The organism is Alkalihalobacillus bogoriensis ATCC BAA-922 (assembly GCF_000621445.1).
In the GTDB taxonomy this organism is placed as follows: Bacteria; Bacillota; Bacilli; order Bacillales; family Bacillaceae_F; genus Bacillus_AO; species Bacillus_AO bogoriense.
The window spans coordinates 54403-71829 of the sequence record NZ_JHYI01000027.1 but is presented as its reverse complement, the minus strand read 5'-3'; the positions used below and the strand labels follow the sequence as shown (position 1 = coordinate 71829).

Annotated in this window: 18 protein-coding genes and 1 riboswitch; of the genes, 13 read left to right on the top strand and 5 right to left on the bottom strand. The window is 35.9% G+C overall.

Translation table 11 applies throughout. From position 1 onward, the window contains the following. The first annotated feature begins 53 nt into the window (after positions 1–53). Positions 54–863 (top strand): YfkD famly protein, encoded by an 810-nt coding sequence (locus T323_RS0111730; protein WP_026673453.1) that lies wholly within the window; start codon positions 54–56, stop codon positions 861–863. A gap of 54 nt (positions 864–917) precedes the next feature. Here T323_RS0111730 and T323_RS0111725 read toward each other — a convergent pair whose 3' ends face one another. After that, positions 918–1271 carry a hypothetical protein gene (locus T323_RS0111725; RefSeq protein WP_026673452.1) on the bottom strand — a complete coding sequence of 118 codons (354 nt, stop codon included), beginning with the start codon at positions 1269–1271 and terminating at the stop codon, positions 918–920. Positions 1272–1286: 15 nt separating this feature from the next. After that, a complete protein-coding gene (yfkAB, locus tag T323_RS0111720) occupies positions 1287–2402 on the bottom strand; it encodes a radical SAM/CxCxxxxC motif protein YfkAB (RefSeq protein ID WP_026673451.1) in 1116 nt (371 codons plus the stop codon). A gap of 158 nt (positions 2403–2560) precedes the next feature. On the opposite strand from yfkAB, the gene T323_RS0111715 reads away from it, so the two are divergent. The 8 genes from T323_RS0111715 (at position 2561) to T323_RS0111680 (ending at position 10324) form a co-directional block, all read left to right on the top strand. After that, a complete protein-coding gene (locus T323_RS0111715) occupies positions 2561–2752 on the top strand; it encodes an SE1561 family protein (protein ID WP_026673450.1) in 192 nt (63 codons plus the stop codon). 5 nt (positions 2753–2757) lie between these two features. Further along, positions 2758–3378 (top strand): histidine phosphatase family protein, encoded by a 621-nt coding sequence (locus T323_RS0111710; protein WP_026673449.1) that lies wholly within the window; start codon positions 2758–2760, stop codon positions 3376–3378. A gap of 107 nt (positions 3379–3485) precedes the next feature. Beyond that, positions 3486–5018 (top strand): fumarate hydratase, encoded by a 1533-nt coding sequence (locus T323_RS0111705; RefSeq protein ID WP_026673448.1) that lies wholly within the window; start codon positions 3486–3488, stop codon positions 5016–5018. Positions 5019–5190: 172 nt separating this feature from the next. After that, positions 5191–5901 (top strand): LytR/AlgR family response regulator transcription factor, encoded by a 711-nt coding sequence (locus tag T323_RS0111700; protein WP_026673447.1) that lies wholly within the window; start codon positions 5191–5193, stop codon positions 5899–5901. An 8-nt stretch (positions 5902–5909) separates the two neighbouring features. Then, a complete protein-coding gene (locus T323_RS0111695) occupies positions 5910–7217 on the top strand; it encodes a sensor histidine kinase (protein ID WP_169737896.1) in 1308 nt (435 codons plus the stop codon). A 137-nt stretch (positions 7218–7354) separates the two neighbouring features. Further along, a complete protein-coding gene (locus tag T323_RS0111690) occupies positions 7355–8152 on the top strand; it encodes an ABC transporter permease (protein ID WP_026673445.1) in 798 nt (265 codons plus the stop codon). Between the two features lie 10 nt (positions 8153–8162). Beyond that, positions 8163–9638: a hypothetical protein gene (locus tag T323_RS0111685; RefSeq protein WP_026673444.1), complete on the top strand. Its 1476-nt coding sequence runs from the start codon at positions 8163–8165 to the stop codon at positions 9636–9638. Between the two features lie 14 nt (positions 9639–9652). Further along, a complete protein-coding gene (locus T323_RS0111680; RefSeq protein ID WP_026673443.1) occupies positions 9653–10324 on the top strand; it encodes an ABC transporter ATP-binding protein in 672 nt (223 codons plus the stop codon). Between the two features lie 66 nt (positions 10325–10390). Here the strand turns inward: T323_RS0111680 and T323_RS26605 are convergent, their stop codons facing one another. Continuing rightward, positions 10391–10738, bottom strand: coding sequence for a DUF5362 family protein (locus tag T323_RS26605; RefSeq protein ID WP_051556506.1), 348 nt, complete (start codon positions 10736–10738; stop codon positions 10391–10393). 25 nt (positions 10739–10763) lie between these two features. Beyond that, complete coding sequence (locus tag T323_RS0111670) at positions 10764–11120, bottom strand: DUF5362 family protein (protein WP_026673442.1); 357 nt, start codon at positions 11118–11120, stop codon at positions 10764–10766. Between the two features lie 432 nt (positions 11121–11552). On the opposite strand from T323_RS0111670, the gene T323_RS0111665 reads away from it, so the two are divergent. The 3 genes from T323_RS0111665 (at position 11553) to T323_RS28410 (ending at position 14220) form a co-directional block, all read left to right on the top strand. Then, a complete protein-coding gene (locus T323_RS0111665) occupies positions 11553–12092 on the top strand; it encodes a sigma-70 family RNA polymerase sigma factor (protein WP_026673441.1) in 540 nt (179 codons plus the stop codon). Then, positions 12067–13386: a DUF4179 domain-containing protein gene (locus tag T323_RS0111660; protein WP_026673440.1), complete on the top strand. Its 1320-nt coding sequence runs from the start codon at positions 12067–12069 to the stop codon at positions 13384–13386. Before T323_RS0111665 ends, T323_RS0111660 begins: the two co-directional genes overlap by 26 nt. A 69-nt stretch (positions 13387–13455) precedes the next feature. Next, positions 13456–14220 (top strand): cupin domain-containing protein, encoded by a 765-nt coding sequence (locus T323_RS28410; RefSeq protein ID WP_169737895.1) that lies wholly within the window; start codon positions 13456–13458, stop codon positions 14218–14220. Positions 14221–14507: 287 nt separating this feature from the next. On the opposite strand, the gene abc-f is transcribed toward T323_RS28410, so the two are convergent. After that, positions 14508–16139 carry a ribosomal protection-like ABC-F family protein gene (abc-f, locus tag T323_RS0111650; RefSeq protein ID WP_026673438.1) on the bottom strand — a complete coding sequence of 544 codons (1632 nt, stop codon included), beginning with the start codon at positions 16137–16139 and terminating at the stop codon, positions 14508–14510. Between the two features lie 348 nt (positions 16140–16487). Between abc-f and T323_RS0111645 the strand changes: the two genes are divergently transcribed. Next, positions 16488–17027, top strand: coding sequence for a DUF6609 family protein (locus T323_RS0111645; RefSeq protein WP_308417649.1), 540 nt, complete (start codon positions 16488–16490; stop codon positions 17025–17027). Positions 17028–17092: 65 nt separating this feature from the next. Further along, a riboswitch (cobalamin riboswitch) is annotated at positions 17093–17273 on the top strand. The last annotated feature ends 154 nt before the right edge of the window (positions 17274–17427 follow it).

Below are 17427 nucleotides of genomic sequence, written 5' to 3'. Positions count from 1 at the left end.
AAAAATAAAAGTATGAAATAAGCTGAAGTATAGTAACGAGGAGGATTACACCTATGAAAAAGTGGACGATCGTTTTTTTACTTGCCTTACTAGTTGTCCTGCCATTACAAACGTTAGCTGAGGAAGACGATAAAAAACCAAAAGAAAAAAAGGGGTTGCAAATCCCCGAGTATGTGTTAAATATTTCAAAGGAAAACACGTATCCTAATCCAACACAAGATTTGCCACAGCTACAACCAAGTGAAATGACGAAGGAATTGTTAGAATCATCAAATGAAAAAATTGAAAATCCCGAATTGATTCGAATGTTAAATGAATCGTCAGTATCATTTTTAAAGTCAGCTTTATTAATGCGGGCATCGATTTATTTAGGTGAATGGCCGTTATCGTATGAATCCACTGAAACGAACGTAAACTGGGAATATAAACAAGTAAATACGAACTTCCTTGATAATCGTGGTGGGAAAGCGGCAAAACAAGTTTCTTACAGTCAAGAGCAACAAAAGAAAGTCACAGGTGGATTAACGGCAGAAATTCCGAAAAGTGAAGATGTAAAAAAAATGATGATGATAAAAGCAGCAGAAAAAACGGGGTTACCATTATCATTTGAAACGAACATCGGCTACGGTACAAAGAAAGGGCAAGTGTATAATGTCCAACCGAAAAATGTTGGCTATTTATATGCCTATGTTCCAGCTGCAAATGAAAAAGGACAAGTCACATATGGTGAAGTGTATTTAACGTTAAAGCATGGGAAAAAACAGCTTGAAGTGAAAAACGTAACGCAACAAGGCATAGGAGCTTGGGTTCCTGTTCAAGATTATTTATCATTCCAGTTCCATACTGCGAAACATCCGAAATAATGAAATGAAAGAAGGTTGTCTCAGTGGGGACAACCTTCTTTCGTCATAGTAACGTTAATAAAGGAAATAAAGAAACAGTGCACAAATGAAAATGCCAATACCAATAACAAGGATCCCTCTCTTTATACTGTCATTTTTCGCAATCAAGGCGCCGTGGATAATCGAAGAGCTTCCTGCGATGAATAAACCGAATGCTTTTAGCCAATTTAGATTTAAAAATTGTCCGACAACAAACAATACTAATCCGATAGTAGGTAAACTTTCAAATAATAGAGGAAGCGGATGCTTTAATTCCTCTTTGATTTGCTTCTTTTCTTCAATCGTTAACTTTTTAATTTCTCTTCGAATGGTCCAAGCGACAAATAAAGCTACTCCAGTATAAAACAATATATCAACATACCAAGCCAACTTAGTAAACTCCTCTTATTTTGAAATCTGGGCTTTTCTAGTTGTGAAATCAATCTTTTGATAATACGCGTCCTTTACTAATAAATTTGGACCTAAACATTCTACAGTTGGACAATGACAACTAATGCTTTTATTTAATGCTGATGTATTCCAGCGTTCATAAGCGGTTTGCAATGTAGTGTCTTTAATATTCCCTAATGCAGGAGCATCACCAAAGTCAGTTACAATAATATTTCCATCAAATATATTGACATTTAACCTACTTCGACCGTCTGGGTCATTACGAACAGTGACGTTTTTCTCACGATATAAGCGGGTTAATAATGATAAATCATCTTCGTTTGTATTACATGCGTAAAAGGGTAAAGTCCCGAATAACATCCAAACATCCTGATCTCGAATATCAAGAAGGTGATGTATTCCTGCTCGAATTTCTGCTAATGAAGCTACTTCAAGGCCACTTGCGAAATCACTTGGATACATAGGGTGGATTTCGTGACGCTGACAGCCCATTTCCACAATTTGATTATGAATATGTGCAAGATGTGGTAATGTCCGCTTATTTACCATCGTTTCTGCGGAGACGATGACACCTGCTGATGTTAACGCTTTGGCATTTTCAATCATACGAGTAAAGTAACGAGCGCGTTGTTCATATGTTGGTTTTTTGTCCATCATAGCAAAGCCAATCTCAACAAAATCATCCACACTTCCGTAGTTATGCGAAATATGGAGAACATCTAAATATGGGATGATTTTTTCGTATCTAGCTAATTCCAATGTTAAATTTGAATTGATTTGTGTGCGAACACCTCTGTTATGGGCATACTGAAGAAGAGGTACGACATAGTTATCAACAGACTTCATGGAAAGCATTGGTTCGCCGCCTGTGATGCTAAGCGAACGAAGCTTTGGAATTTCATCTAAACGCTGCAAAAGCAGTTCTAATGGAAGGGCAGTTGGGTCTTTCGGTTGTAAAGTGTATCCAACTGCACAATGTTCACAGCGCATATTACAAATAGTCGTCGTTGTAAATTCAATGTTTGTTAATTGTAGGTTTCCGTATTCTTTTACATCTAAATAAGCTTCCCATGGATCATAAGAAGGGGTAATTGGAAGTTGTTGTTTTATCAATGTTGAAACTCCTTTTTCGATAAAAAAGTAACGATTCTTTTTTTACTATCATAACGTACTTTCAGAAATCGAAAAAGGGAAACCTTGTGGTTGCTTGTGATTTTCACTGTTTTTTGATACATTAACGAAGAGTATGAAAGGAGCGGTACAACACAATGGGTGGAGCCATTCACAATAAAAAAGATCAAATGAATTATTTAAATAACCGTGTCACAATGGTGCTTAACGTATTAGATGCCATTGACCCTGAAGATGCAGGGGTTGAGGATATTGACCGAATTATTGACATGTTAGATGACATAGAATTTAAGTGTAAGCAGTTCCGTCATTCTTTGACTGAGGAGTGAAATGAATGAAGTTATACCTTATCCGTCATGGCGAATCAATGGGAAATGTAAATGGAATTATTCAAGGACACTCCGATTTCCCATTGTCTCCAAAAGGACGGATTCAAGCAGAAAATCTAGCAAACTCTTTTTCAACAATTTTACTAGATTACATATATAGTAGTGATTTAACGAGAGCGTTTGACACAGCACAAGCCATTGCAAACAAAAAATCATTGCCAGTGCAACAATGGGATACCGTTCGAGAAATTGGACTAGGTCCATTTGAACAGAAATCGACGGAAGAAATATATACGATGTATCCTTTTATAAAAGAACGATCGATATTAACGTCTGGAGTAGAAGGGACAGAGACAATTGAAGCAATAACTCAACGTTGTCACACTGTCTGGAATCAAATGTTGCTTGAACATCAAAACGAAAATGTGGCGATTGTTTCCCATGGTGGGTTTATTAGTATTTTTATTATGTTTATATTAGCAGGTGACAGCTGGCATGAATTTCATCGTCCCTTTCAAATAGGTAACACAAGTGTAAGTTTAGTCGAACAAAAAGAAGGCAAAAAGCCAAGCTTTGTTTATATTAACGACACCTCTCATTTACGCAAACTAGATGAAATCTTATAACGAAGTAAAAGATACCAAATGATACCGCTGTCATAAACTCTTTCGAAAACAAGAAACAAGGCGTATAATAAAAGCTATGGATTGTAACTATAGAGGAGTGGTGAAACATGGAACAATTAGTGAAAAGTATGTATGACTTAATCGTAGAAACATCTACGAATCTACCATATGATGTCCGCAAAGCGGTGGCAGCAGCAAAAGCAAAGGAAAATGCCGGAACTCGTGCGGCTCTATCTTTAGGAACGATTACAGAGAATATTCAAATGGCGGATGAGAACGTTTCTCCGATTTGCCAAGATACTGGGATGCCGACATTTGAAATTAAAGTTCCTGTTGGTGTAAACCAAATTCAAATGAAAAAAGCGATTTGCGAAGCGATTGAGCAAGCAACTAAAGACGGAAAGCTACGTCCAAACTCAGTTGATTCACTGACAGGTGAAAATAGTGGAAATAACTTAGGTGGAGGAACACCGGTTATCCACTTTGAACAATGGGAAGAAGATTATATTGATGCTCGTCTAATATTAAAAGGAGGCGGCTGTGAAAATAAAAACATCCAATATAGCTTACCAGCTGAGCTAGAAGGTCTTGGTCGTGCTGGCCGTGATTTAGATGGGATTCGTAAATGTATTATGCATTCTGTGTATCAAGCACAAGGACAAGGCTGTAGTGCTGGTTTTATTGGTGTTGGTATTGGTGGAGACCGTTCTGCAAGTTATTTATTAGCAAAAGAGCAATTATTCCGTACAGTGGATGATACGAATCAAAATCCAGATCTAGCCAAATTAGAAGACTACGTCATGGAAAATGCCAATAAATTAGGAATTGGTACGATGGGCTTTGGTGGAGAAGCGACATTACTCGGCTGTAAAATCGGATCGATGAACCGCTTACCAGCAAGCTTCTTCGTATCCGTTGCTTACAACTGCTGGGCTTTCCGTCGCTTAGGTGTTCATCTTAATGCGGACACTGGTGAAATTACTAACTGGTTGTATAAAGATGGAGAAAAAGTGGAATTTGCAAATGAAGAAGTAGCAGCAACAACAGAAAAGCAAGATGTGCGTGAAGTTGTGTTGCAAGCTCCGATTACTGAAGAACAAATTCGTGAATTACGTGTCGGAGATGTTGTTATCATTAACGGCATGCTTCATACGGGACGTGACGCAATTCATCATCATTTAATGGAACATGAAGCACCAATTGATTTAAATGGCCAAGTCATTTATCATTGCGGACCGGTCATGTTAAAAGATGAAGAAGGAAACTGGCATGTTAAAGCGGCAGGTCCAACAACAAGTATTCGTGAAGAACCGTACCAAGGAGATATTATGAAGAAATTTGGTATTCGTGCGGTCATCGGAAAAGGCGGCATGGGACCAAAAACGTTAAAAGCATTAGAAGAGCACGGTGGAGTGTATTTAAATGCGATCGGTGGGGCAGCGCAATATTATGCAGATTGTATTAAAGAAGTAAAAGGTGTAGACTTAATGGAATTTGGAATTCCAGAAGCGATGTGGCATCTTGAAGTAGAAGGATTTGCAGCGATTGTTACGATGGACTCGCATGGAAATAGCTTACATGCGGATGTCGATAAATCATCATTGGAAAAACTAGCTCAGTTTGCTGAGCGGGTATATTAAAGAAAAATAGCCATTTCATACTATTTGTGTGAAGTGGCTTTTTCTATAACATAAGTGGGATTGTTATTTTCTTTAGAAGAAGCAGAGTGATAAGAAGGGGATTTGCTGTTGAAGTCAGAATATATAGCTATCCTAATATGCTGTACTGAGTTGACTAAGAAAGGATTTTACAATGAATATTTTACTTGTCGAAGACGATGCTCACATCCAACAATTATTTCAATCTGCTTTATTGGAAATAAAGGTTAAGATGAATTTATTTATATCAGGATACGCATCAAAAGCATTGGAAATCGCAAAGGAAAAGGAAATTGATATATTTATATTTGACATTCAGTTAACGGACTATAAAGGTACGGAACTTGCGAAACAACTCAGAACAATTGAGAAATACCGTTTTACACCCATGATTTTTGCAACTGCACTAGCCGGAGAGGAACTGACCGCCTACCGTGAGATAAAATGTTATCATTTTCTAATCAAGCCATTTTCAAAAGAGGAAATCATAAAAATAGTAGATGAAGTAGCTTCATATAAAAGTCATATTGTTCAACCTTCTAAATCAATTCGACTAGAACAAAAAAGTTTTATTCTTGAGCTTGATGTAAATAAAATTGTATACGTTGAATCCTTTGGTAAAAAAGTTGAAATACACCTTATAGCCACCAATGGAGTAGAAAAAATTGAAGAAATCTCAGGGTATTCCTTAAAAAAACTTTATGAGTTGTTACATGAATTTGATTTTATTCAATGCCATAAAAGTTATCTTGTCAACAAGCGGTATATTGAAAAAATAAATAAAACAATCGCTTGTATAAAATTATCATGTAATCAACAAGAAATTCCAATTGGAAAAAAATATGTGGAAAATGTGTATACATGATTGAATTCATGTCAGTTTCCACGCAGACACTCCTTGAGACGATAACGATTTATCTTATTTGTTCATTTGTGGCTAGAAAGACAATACGCCCAATTGATTTCAAGTGGATATCTTTGTGTTTGTTTTTCTTCTTCGTAAGTCGGATAAACTTTGTTGCTTCAGACTCAGCTAATGTTGATTTTGTTGGATTGGATATATATAAATATGAAATATTGCCGGTCGATACATGGTTTCTGTTTTTATTTCTTTTTATCATTGTTCTTATTTTAAATAGTGTTTTTTTTAATGTAAGTAGAATGGAAGCTGTACATGTTACAATTTTAGGATTTATCGTTTGGATTATCGTTCGAATATGTAGTGTGATTTTTGTTGGTGTCTTTACGGAACAAGTTTCACCGGTTATCGATCGTGTAGTTACACTTGGAGTTGTTTTTGCTCTCCTCTTGTTTCCTATTCAGTCGTTGTCTAAAGCTATTGATGGAAGCCGATTTTTTTCAAAAATAATGGTATGGAATTCATTTGCGATTCTGCTTTTTCTACTAATCATGACAAACTTTAACTCCGTAGTTGTTATAGAGTATGCATGGATGATTTTAAGTTTAGTTTTTAGTATAGTAACTGTGAATATTTGGATGGTATACAGAGAAAATAAAAAAATTATTCAGGAAAGTAGAATAAATGTGATTGAACAATATATGCCCGTTATTGATGACCTTGTTGCTGAAATGAGAGCAAAACAACATGAGTTTTCTAATAAAATCTTAGCTATTTCTAGTATTGTAGAAACAGAAGATGACATTATGAAAGTGAGAGAGAAGATAAGGGAGTATACATCCTTTGCGGTTAAGGATATGACAGTTCAGCCCCTCCTTCATGTTGAGAATAAAGTGATAGCAGGTTTCTTATATTCGAAAATGAAGCTTGCGCAATGGAAAAGGATTAAGCTGATTACATATGTATCTACAGATTTTACTTCGTTTCAAACGAATGAATATGTATGGATTGAAATAGTAGGGATATTAGTTGATAATGCGATTGAAGCTTCATATCCTGGGGAAACGATTCAAGTTTCGTTTGTGGAAAGAGATAACCAGTTAAAGATTTCTGTATCAAATCCAAGTGAATATGTAACAAATTCTAAATTTTCAGCTATGTTTGAACAAGGATTCACGACTAAAACGGAAAAAACAACAAATCGAGGTTATGGTTTAGTTGCTTTAAAACTACTGACTGATCAATATAGTGGTACAATTAAAATGAAAAATGAAGACAATAAAGGGAGAAACTACATTACTATTACGGTTACTCTTCCTTAAAAAATCAATAGTCTCAGCATATAAAGAAGGTGTAAAGGAATGAAAAACATTGATTCCATTATACCTTCTTTTCGTTCCCGAGATATTGTACTCCTCAAAATCGAGTTGTATAGTGAAAGCAAGAGAGGGGAATAAAAATGTGGAAAATCCTTTTACTAGAATGGAAGAAGTTGTGGAAGTCAATTGTTCTTATACACTTCATTTGTATATGTGGCATGGTGATTTTAACATTAACGTTATATCAAAGTTATGCTCTTGAATATGATATTGAAGCGTGGGAGTTGTCTTCAAGTATTTATGGTTTCTTATTACCTTTGCTTGTTGTTATACCAACCTGTTGGCTCCTATATTATGAAAGGAAACAGAAATTTATTTTATATACGGTACCTCGTATATCGAAAAGGAAGTATTTATTTGTAAAATGGGTTATTGTAGCAGGGAATGGATTTTCATTAATGTTTTTGACGATGATTGTCGGTGTGATTGTGGCCTTATATATTAAACCTGATATTATACCGTATTTGCCAATGGTTGATTCAGAAACAGGAGAACTTACATCACAAGTGAAAGTATTTCACTTGTGGCCAGAGTTGTTTACCGAACAACCACTTTTATACGGATTTATTTTTAGTATTTGGCGGGGGTTTTTAGCGAGTATCATTGCTACGATGGGATTTGTTTTATCCATGTATAGTCGTAATATTTTTATTATCTTAACAGGGCCATTTATTTATAAAATCTTGGAAAACTACCTGCTATCAATTTTACAAGTTCCACAGTACAGATTCGTGACAGCATTCGCACCAGAAACGATTAGTTTAGTTGGGATTCATCCTGTATCTTTATTAGTCGGACCGTTTATAGCGATATTGTTTATTTTATGCTTGTATATTTACTTTGCAAAATATAAAAAACAAACGGTTTATCCAACATAGGAGTCTACTCGTGAAAACGATAATAAAATTGCAGCTAAGTCAGTTTTTTACAGCAAAGATTTCCATTCTATTATTTGGAAGTTTGTTAATTGCATACGGTGAGTTGCTCTCAACAGCTTCATCTTATGAAGTTTTTATTTTGATGATGCTAACTGATCATTATTATATTACTTATTTTCTTGTGCCGCTTTACTTGTTGTTTTTTTACAAAAGCTTGCGCACAGATGTTGAAATTATTTTAATACGAATGACACATTTTTGGAGGAGTTTTCTAGCAAAAGGAATTGCAGCCTTCCTTCAAGCTTTCGGCTTCATTAGTATTCAAATGGTTGTACTTTTTTTATTGTCATTGAAGTTAGAGAAGACAAATGAATTTCCATTACAGTATTCTGTTGAGAATGAATTAGCTCATTTTTATAGTCAATATTTTTCAACACCGTGGAATGCCATTGTTCTTGTTGCTTTATTTATGGTTATCGGCTTAACGACAGTTTCTGTTATAATGCTAGCGATTTACCATTTTTTCAATGAACGCATAACGGCAATTGTTGTGATATGTCTGTATATTATTATGACCTTTGGGATAAAAATTCCAACTGTATCTGAATGGCCATTCCTTACGATAAATAACTATATTATTATGCACCATAATTTTTCTTATGAAGGAAAACTTGTCGTAACAATAGTAAGTATGGTTTGTACGTATGGAGTGATTGCTCTTCTCGTCAAAAGATATTGGCAGTTGGAGCCAAATATTAATTGGAAATTGTATCCGAAGGGCATGACTAGTTTTTATAGTAGACAGCTTTTCACTAGAAAGAATTTGTATTTATGTTTAGGATTCATTGTTGTCTTTTCATTGTGGAAGGCTACTCATACGATTAATTATCAAGGTTCTGCAGTAGATTATTTTACAATTTTATTTTATGGACATGGTTCAAACCAGTTTCATCTCATTTCATTTCTGGAAATGCTGATTATGCACGGGATTCCTCTATATTTACTTGCTATATTTATTGAAGAAGAGAGAAGAGATAGAAACTTAGCAATAACAGTTCGATTGAAGCGAAAAATAACGTGGTTGTATAATTTTCTAGGAACTTGTATCGGTTTTATCGCTTTTTATGTTATAAGCTTAATCCTTATCGGAATTTTAGTTGGTGGGGTTTTCGAATTTAATGGTGCTATTTGGGGACTCGCAGTAAAAATTGGACTGTTAAAGTTTCTAGATATTGTCTTTCAATTTTCACTATTGTTTATTATATATGTAGTTAGCAAAAAGGTAACACTCGCATTTCTTACTGTACTTGCTACTAGTGTCGGTAGCATTTGGTTTGCATATATCCCCAGCGGAATTTCAAGTATAGCTAGGAGTGAAGCGTGGGGAGGATTTTCATATTTTGTGAATATAGGAATACTCCTTGTTTCGATATGCTTTCTCTTTTCATATATTCGGCTGAATGGCTATAAAAACATCTTTACATGAAGGAGTGAAAAAGAGTGACAGTAGAAATTAATATTGTTAATGTGTCAAAGTCATTTCATCAGCGCCAGGTTTTATCAAATGTTAACTTACAGGTGGAAAAGGGAATGACAATCGGTATTGTCGGCTCAAACGGAAGTGGGAAGTCGGTTTTATTTAAAATAATTTGTGGAATTACGGCTCCAGATGAAGGTGAGGTATTTGTACGAGAACAGAAGTTAGGGCAGGATCTTGACTTTCCTGAGCGAGTTGGTGTGTTTATTAACTCCCCAGGGTTTATCGAACTGTATACAGGCCTTAAAAATCTTCAATTTTTAGCGGAGTTGAACGGAGTTATTTCAAATGATGAAATTAGAAAAACGATGAAGCTTGTAGGTTTAGAGCCAGACAATAAAACAAAGGTGAAGGATTACTCCCTTGGAATGAAGCAAAAGCTAGGTATCGCTCAAGCGATCATGGAAAATCAAGATATTTTAATTCTTGATGAACCGTTTAATGCTTTAGATTATAAAACATATCAAGATACGAAAGAATTAGTTAAGGTTCTAAGACAAGAAGGTAGGACCATTTTAATGACGAGTCATAACTATGAGGATCTTGAACAGCTATGTGATGTGACATATATTATTGTAGATGGACGACTATCACTTTTAACAGATGAAGCTAAGAATAAGTATTTTAGTAGATAAAACCAGAGGTGTCGCAGAAATGGCACCTCTGGTTTTTATTGTTCTTGGATGGATATAATAGCTGCATTAAAAAAAGCCAAGTGGAACAGAGAAAAAGGCAATAATAAATGTGATGCCGAAGTAGAGAAGAGAAATCACAACTAAAACCGTGTTCACTCGGATATGGTTTGCATAGTTTTCAAACAATCTAGGTAGAGCCGTTTCACCATGTTCATCCTTTAGTTTTCGAGCTTGCTGGGCGGAGCGGGTTAAGAAAAGACCTAAAAAAATCATGAGCACGCCAGGAATGGCTCCTACAATAAATAGGGTAAAACCAGATAAAGCATGAAAACCACCTACAATGATTAATGTCCAACCTACGATATTTCCCCAACGTGATATCCGTTGAAGAGATAATTGCATTGCTTCGTTCATATAGTTCCCCTCTTTTAAAATGTATTTACGGCTTCATTAATCCAAACAAGTAGAAAAGGAAATAAAATATAAGAATAGTTCCGATAATTCCTAAAATAAAGTAAACGACCATCGTTACGCCATATAGACGAATATACTTCCCATAGTAATCAAGAGCCGTAATGGTAGCTTGTTCGTTATTTACATCGGTTAGTAGAATTTGAGCTTGTTTTGCCGATTTTACTAAATATATGCCATAAAAAATAGTTAACACTCCTGGTAATGCTCCAATGATAAAAAGGAACAAGCCGCCAAGAGCAAATATACTACCGGATACGATCGTCATGTAGCCTAGAATCGAACCCCACTTCGAAATAATTTGTAGCGATTGTTGCATTTCCATCTTAATCACCTACTTAACTTATACTCTCCTAAACTAATGCAATTCCTAAAGTACACTGAAATGTTTGGTACACTATGACAGAATGAAGATATGATTTTGACGCAATCCTGATTTTACCATTAGAGTTAAATAGGCTCAATAGTTCAAAAGTAGATACTCTAGTTTCGGACATTCGTTCCGTTACATTGATGAATTCAGCGAAATTCACGATCGTAACGGACCTATGTTCCGCTACTTCCTGTTTTTTAGTCTCATTTCGCACGCAAATCGTAAAATAGCGGAACACATGTCCAAACCGCTATGAAAAACTAGACAATTTGTGATAATAACGGAATGTATGTCCGATAAACATAAAGACTAAATTTTTTTTTAATAGATGGAACGAATTTTACTGTCATACAGTCTAACAGGGTGAAAGGAGGCGGAAATAAGATGAAAAGATTAAAAGCTTTGATGAAGAAACAAAAGAAACCTTCGTTTGAAACCCTAGTTCGAGCTGAACAAGAAAAACTATATAAGATCGCTTATTCCTATATGAGAAATGAGCAAGATGCACTTGATGTTGTTCAAGATGCTGTTATGAAAGGCTATCACCATTTTGATAAATTACATCACCTTGACTATTTTTCAACGTGGATGATTCGCATCTTAATGAATACAGCTGTCGACGCTATCAAAAGAAAAAGAGATGTTATTTATATTGAACATGAAAAATATAAAGAGACAACGAACGAGGAACTCGAATCGGTTCATCGAATGGACCTTGAAGAGCAGTTAGATAAATTAAAAACAGAACAAAAAACATTAATCATTCTCCGCTTTTATTGCGGGTACTCCCTAAGAGAAATGGCAGAAATGTTAAACAAGCCTGAAGGTACGATTAAATCACAACTGCATCGGACATTAGCGGAAATGAAAAAAAATTTAGGTGAAGGAGGAGAACAGTATGGAAAAGCTTGGTCAGACTATTAAACACTCGATCGACGAGGTGTCGGTGCCTAAAGAAAAGCTTGAATGGACCGTTAATGGAGCGATTTCAAACGCTAAAATGCAGAGGAAAAGACCAATGAACCAACAGCAGTTCATGATGGGGATTGCCTCTTTGTTAATGATAGGTGTAGTTAGTATTTTATTTTCAAGTATCGTCTTAACTGGAAATGAAAATGGAATCAAAGGCACTTTTGCAACAATAGGTGATGAGCGATTGCAAAAAGTAGCGGAAGAAGGTTTGACAGAAACAGTAAATAAAGTCATAGAAAATAAAAATATGACCTTTAAGATTAATGAAACTTATTATGACAGCAGTATGTTAGCGATTAGTTTTTCGTTGAGCGTAGCGGAAGAAGCGTTTGAACATAACAATGAAATTCCTTTTCAATATATTGACGCAATCATTAATGGGGAACGATTCACTTTTTCGCTTCCTTTTCGATTTACTCAAGAGCATAACGTATTAGAGGAAGTTCTTGTGATAGAACAGGTTAAAAATTTTCCTGAAGTGGTATCGATTGATGTTGCCATTCCAGAACTTGCGGACGGTGGAGTCAAAAGTAGTGAAGAGCTAGTTACAGTTGAAGTAACGAAAAATAAAGAAGAAACAATTAAAGATGTTTATGCGAAAAGCGAACACGCGGAAGACCGATTTATCGTCGAACAAGTGTCGATTACACCGTCTCAAGTTACGGTGACAGCGAAAACTCAACAAATAATAGAAGACCATTTTGATGACTTTAAGTTAAATCAAACCTATGGAGTTGTTGTTGTAGGTCAAGAGGAAGATGGTTTTGTTTATCAATGGCCACAACTGTTTAGTGTTTCAACGTATAAAGATCATTCTGAAGTTACCCATCAATATGCTTCTTATCAATCAGAAATTCGTATGAGTAAAGACAGTGGATCAAACCATTTTTACATTGTCCCTTATTCGCAAAGCGAGGAAAAAATAGTTAAACAAATGCAATTAAAACGCGGAGAGAAGATAACGATAAGCCAAACGTCAATGGAAATTGTAAAAGTTGAGGATACAGAAACTGAAACGCTTCTTACAATGGAAGTCACAAACAAGATGATGCACTTTCCGTTTCAAATGATGCAAGCGTATGACAAAAGCAATGACGAATTATATCAACCATTATATTTTAGTCAACCTGAAGAAGGAGTTATGAAACTTGCTTATCCGAAAATTGAAAATAAAGAAGATGCGATGATATATATGCAAAACATCACCCTTTATGATGAGTTAGGCGTGGAAGTTAATTTAGAGTAAGTATTTTAGGGAATTGAATCGCATTCTTTTTCTGTAGGCATATGATAAGTGTGAATACATTGGAAAGGAATGACAAATGTGTATTACGAACAATGGTCAAATGGAAATGAGGATTGGACTCAGCCGAGTATGGAAGATCCATTGCTTTACCGCTTGAAGCAAGATTCAGAAGAGCTTGATTTATATTATAGGTTAGCTCAAATCGCACCCAATCATCATCAAAAAAAGAAGCTTACTGAGACGATGGAAGAGAAAAGACAACAACTTATTGATGCAACTAATTACTATGTCACGATAACGAGAAGACAACCTGATTTTCAATTTGAACCGATTGTATTTCATTCATTTCAAGATGGATTACAAAAACTAAAACAAACGAAGGTAGACTACAGGTCTCGTAGTAATAGAGCCGATTCAACTCGAAAAACAGATTATGGCTCAGAGCCTTTTGTTGTCAATATTGAACAAGCGACAAAACAAAACAACACATTTCGAACAGCCATATGGACAGGTGAGCATTTACAACTGACATTAATGAGTATTGATGTGGGTGATGATATTGGCTTGGAATTACATCCAGATGTTGATCAGTTTCTCCGGGTTGAGCATGGACTTGGACTTGTGCAAATGGGCGACAGCGAGCATCAATTAAATTTTCTAGAACGAGTGTCTAATGATGATGTCATTTTAGTTCCAGCAGGAAAATGGCATAACCTTACGAATATAGGCAATGTTCCTTTGAAGCTGTACTCTATATATGCCCCACCTGAGCATCCGTATGGCACAGTTCATGAAACAAAAGCTGTCGCTATGGCCGCGGAACATCGCGGTTGATTTAGTTTCGGACATATATTCCGCTATGATAGAGATTTTATCGGTTTAGTAAGACTTTGCGGACATACAGTACGTTATTTGGCTATTATTTAAAGGAAATACTCCGGGAAATGAACAATAACGGAACAGATGTCCGAACGCTTCATTAAATCGTCTGTTTTCTTGCAGTTAGCGGAACAGGTGTCCGTTAAGCATCAATACCTCAAGGATAAAGTAAGGATAGCTCTTCCTCAGAGCTATCCTTTTCCCTTTAAACTTTGAAAAGAAAAGACGCTCCCGCGTTTTTCTTACAACTGTTTGATTTGTTTTGTTAATTCGTTAAAGCGTAAATCGAGCTGACTATAGTCTTTATGGTCTGGTGTGAGAAAGCTTAATCTACCTAACACCTCTTGTCTTTCGGTTTCAAGCTGGAGTCGTAGTTGTTCCGTCTCATCTTGTTGCGGCGAACTTTCTTGTAATTTTTTCTGAATAGATTCGTTTGCAATGACGAGATTCGTTGTCGTTGTCTTTTCAATAAAATATCGGTCATGCGAAACAACTAATAATGTCCCTTGATATTGGGATAATGTGTCTTCTAGTTGCTCGCGCGAAGCTAAATCGAGATGGTTTGTTGGTTCATCTAAAATCAGGACATCTTTCTCTTCTAATATGAACTTCATCAGCTTACATTTCACACGCTCTCCCATACTCATATGAGAAATAGGCTCTGTCCATTGTGTTGAGGAAAATCCTAAATGACGCATGATGTTTTGAACGTGGCCACGCGCAGCAAATGTTTCTTGATAAAATAAATGTGCTGGTGTTTGCTCAAGCGGCAAGTCAAATACTTCTTGTGTTAAGTAGCCAATGTTTGCTGATGGCGAAATCCAAATCACTCCATCGTCAACAACATCCACACCAGTAATTATATTAAGTAACGTTGTTTTTCCACTTCCATTCGGCCCAATAATGGCTACTTTTTCGCCATGGCCAATCGTAAAGCTAGCGTCTTGAAACAAGAGTCGATCGTTAACTGATTTCCTAAGTTGTTTTACTTCTAAAAAACGTTTTCCTAATTTTTGTTTTGCGTTCATTGCAAACGTCACGGTATATTCATCTTCAGGTCGTTCGATTTTTGCTTTGTTTAACTCGTTTTCAAGTCGACGTTGCTTTGATTTTACTTGCGTGTCCATCCGTTTTGCTTTAGCACGATAATACTCCTTAAACCCTTCCTGTTTCGTTGATTGTGCATGGGCTTTAGTTGACCATGATGTCAATTCTTTGATTTGACCTTCAATTTGGTCGATTCTTTTTTGTTGTTTCTCATATTCTCGCTGTTGAGTTTGTCTTCGTTCTGTACGGGCTTCTATATAACTTGAATAATTTCCTTTATGACTGAAAAGTGTTTGATTTTCGAGCGACCATATTTTAGTCGCTACAAGGTCTAAAAAGTAGCGATCATGGGAGACAAACACTATCGTCCCTTTGAAGTCTTTCATGTACTTTGCCAAGGTCTCAACACTTTGTTCATCAAGATGATTTGTTGGTTCATCTAATAAGAAAAGGTCTGTATCGTGAGCGAACCCTTTTGCGAGTCGGGCTTTCAGCTTTTCTCCACCACTCAGGCTAGAAAAATCATGATTGGGGACAGCCCATTTATCTAACAATTTTTCTTCTTGTGGAGTCATATCGTTAAACGTATATGTTTCTGTTTCTTGCTCGACCATCGTAATCATAAGGTCGGTTTGAACAAATTTGATTTCTCCATTGGTAGGAGTCAACTCATTGTGTAAAAGCTGTAGCAATGTTGTTTTCCCAGCTCCGTTTTTCCCGATAATCCCGATTCTGTCTCCTTGTTGAACATTAGCTGTCACCTTTTCAAAAAGAACAAAATCGTTTATTTCAACTGATATATTTTGTAATCGTAGTAATTCCTTCATAATAACATCCCCTAATCGAGGGAGAACCAAAATAATCCTCCCAATTCATTTGGAAGGATTAGTCATATTTTATCCATAGTAAATAAACGATAGAAGCATACTATGATAGTAATAGAAAAATAGGCAGACTAATCCCTTATTTAAATCCTTCGAAATTTTCACTTCAAATTCTAAAAATAAAGATTAGTTATACATCGGCCACCCATCATTCCTTTCTTCATTCAATACGTAAATTGTAGCACTTAGGAGGGGGGGGAGGCAAGTGAGGTTTAGTAAATGTTTACAAATTAAAGGAAATTAATGTTAAAGTAATAGTAACTAAGGTAAGGAGGAGATAACGTGTCTTCAATGGTCGAATATAATACACAAAGAACTTGTGGGGTTTGGCTCGTCTATATTGGAAGTATAATCATTTTTGCTGCACTTCTTGGACGAGAGTTCTTAATACAGCCATATATTCTTGGGTTTGGTTTTTTTATTGGTTATATTGCAATATTTAGTTTTCCTTATGTTAATCGCAAGCTTGCTTATGGGAAAAGTTCAAAGTTTCAAGACCGAATGGATAACCTTTCTGTACTCGTAAATGTGATTTTATGTACGTTATGTGGATTGCTCATTGGTTTTAGTGATTTGCGTTTACTATGGTTATGTATTTTCCTTGCCGTAGGTTTTCACTTTTTTGGGTTTTATTTTTCACAAGGTAAAGTGATGCTATGGTTAGCTGCTTTGACTATGATAAACGCAGCGGCAGGATTACTATTTGCTAGTATCCCTTTTCTTATTTTCGCTTTAATAGATGGTCTAATAAAAATAGTATTCGGCGTGAAGATGCTACAAATGAAACAACAAGTGAAAAAGAACAAAGCTGATACGGTGTCTATATCGTAGGTTATGAAAATATTTCAGAAAAATCTGTACGTTTATAGAATCTGTATGGTATAGTAATAAAAATTACATATCGTGTAAGAGTTGGTGCCAAGCTGCGGTTTGGCTTAAAAGGGAAGAACGGTGAAAATCCGTCGCTGTCCCGCAACTGTAAATCGGAGCGAACCACATAAACCACTGTCCAAGGACGGGAAGGAGTGAGGAGCGTTGATGATAAGCCAGGAGACCTGCCAATCTCTAGTACACACCAAATACCTACGTGGAAATAGGTGGTGCCATTCATTTGTACGACAGACGAGTTAAGATTGCGATGCTTCATTAGCATGCTTATTTATGCGTCATTTAACTTGAATGTAGAGCCATTTCCTATTGTGGGAGATGGCTTTTTGTATTTGGAATATGT